A 2,055-nucleotide genomic window follows, 5' to 3' on the forward strand; every position below is an offset into this window, starting at 1 on the left:
CTATCTGGTGCTGCGCCCTTATCTGAACCCGTTGCTTCTGCAGTACAACCGCGACACCACCGATGTCGCGCCTGCACAGCTGTCCAGTCTGGTACTGCGAAGTCTGTCGCCCTGACGCGATCGCTAGCTGTGACTCTTGACTTAATTGGTCACTAGAACCAGAATGAAGTCCTTCATCACCTCACCGATGGGACTTTCATGTTCTCGCGTCGCCTCGCCACTTCCGCACTCGCCTGTGCGCTCCCGTTTGCGCTAGCGGCCTGCGGCGAAAAAGCACCGCCCGATCCGCGCACCGAGGTGCCGCTGGTGCGCACCGCCATCGTCCAGCGCGCCGTGCCCGCGTCCCGCTCATTCACGGGGACCGTCGCGGCACGCGTCCAAAGCGACCTGGGTTTCCGTGTTTCCGGCAAGGTGCTGGAACGGCGGGTGGACACCGGCCAAACGGTCAGGCGCGGCCAGCTGCTGATGCGTCTCGACCCCATCGATCTCAAGCTGGCCGCACAGGCCCGGCAGGAGGCGGTCACCGCTGCGCGGGCGCGAGCGCAGCAGACCGCGCAGGACGAGGCGCGGTATCGTGACCTGCGCGGCACTGGTGCGATTTCGGCTTCGGCCTACGACCAGGCCAAGGCGGCCGCCGACGCAGCCAAGGCGCAGCTCAGCGCGGCCGAGGCTGACGCCGACGTGGCGCGCAATGCGACGGGCTACGCCGATCTCGTGGCGGACGGCGATGGCGTCGTGATGGAAACGCTGGCCGAACCGGGCCAGGTCGTCAGCGCCGGACAGCCCGTGGTGCGACTGGCCCACGCGGGCCGCCGCGAGGCGGTGATCCAGCTTCCGGAAACCCTGCGTCCCGTCATCGGGTCGGTCGCCCAGGCGGCCCTGTTCGGCGACAGCGGCGCCAGCGTGCCAGCCACGCTGCGCCAGCTCTCGGATACTGCAGATCCGCGTACCCGCACTTTCGAAGCGCGTTATGTGTTGCAGGGTGCGCTGGCCGACGCGCCGCTAGGCGCGACCGTCACGATCGAGATACCGGACGCACGTGTGGCGCTACAGGACGGCATGCAGGTGCCGATCGGCGCGGTGCTCGACGCGGGCAAAGGGTCCGGCGTGTGGGTCGTCAACGGCGAGCCGGCCAAGGTTGCATGGCGGCCGGTGACGGTCCTTCACCTGGGCGACGACAGTGCGCGCGTGTCCGGCAAGTTGAAGCAAGGCGATCGCGTCATTGCCCTCGGTGCCCATTTGCTGCGCGAAGGCGAGCAGGTGCGCGTGTCCGGCCAGGCCGTCGCGATGGCGAACATGGGAGCACGTCCGTGAGCGAAGGCCGATTCAATCTGTCGGCGCTCGCCGTGCGCGAGCGTTCCATCACCCTGTTCCTGATCTGCCTGATATCGCTGGCCGGGCTCCTGTCGTTCTTCAAGCTGGGCCGCGCCGAAGACCCGGCGTTCACCATCAAGGTGATGACCATCGTCAGTGTATGGCCGGGGGCCACCGCGCAGGAGATGCACGATCAGGTCGCCGAGAAAATCGAAAAGCGCATGCAGGAGCTGCGCTGGTACGACCGGACCGAGACCTACACGCGGCCCGGCCTGGCGTTCACAACGCTGACGTTGCTCGACAGCACACCTCCGTCGGAAGTGCAGGAGGAGTTTTACCAGGCCCGGAAAAAAATCGGCGACGAGGCAGCCAACCTTCCGGCTGGCGTGATCGGCCCGATGGTCAACGACGAATACGCGGATGTCACGTTTGCGCTTTTTGCATTGAAGGCGCGGGGCGAACCGCAACGGCTGCTCGTGCGCGATGGCGAGACGCTGCGCCAGCGGTTGCTTCACGTGCCGGGCGTGAAGAAGGTCAACATCATTGGCGAGCAGGCCGAGCGCATCTACGTCCAGTTCTCGCATGACCGGCTGGCAACGCTCGGCGTCAGCCCGCAGGACGTGTTCGCCGCGCTCAATGGCCAGAACGCGCTGACGCCGGCCGGCTCGGTGGAGACCAAAGGTCCGGAAGTGTTCATTCGCCTCGACGGCGCCTTCGACAATCTGCAGAAGATCCGCGACA

General features: G+C 66.4%; 2 protein-coding genes. Both read left to right on the forward strand.

Annotated features, from left to right (window positions below):
* Window positions 1-198: 198 nt before the first annotated feature.
* Entirely contained in the window at window positions 199-1,314 is a 1,116-nt protein-coding gene (locus WA702_RS00235) for an efflux RND transporter periplasmic adaptor subunit (protein ID WP_425108518.1), read from the forward strand.
* A partial coding sequence (locus tag WA702_RS00240; RefSeq protein ID WP_425108519.1) for an efflux RND transporter permease subunit occupies window positions 1,311-2,055 on the forward strand: 745 nt, incomplete at its 3' end. The genes WA702_RS00235 and WA702_RS00240, both read left to right, overlap by 4 nt.

The sequence above is a fragment of the Bradyrhizobium sp. genome (assembly GCF_049798375.1).
Classification (GTDB): Bacteria; Pseudomonadota; Alphaproteobacteria; order Rhizobiales; family Xanthobacteraceae; genus Bradyrhizobium.

Coding starts and splice junctions, on each gene's coding strand:
- WA702_RS00235 (WP_425108518.1), top strand. CDS start 199: ATGTTCTCGCGTCGCCTCGCCACTTCCGCACTCGCCTGTGCGCTCCCG.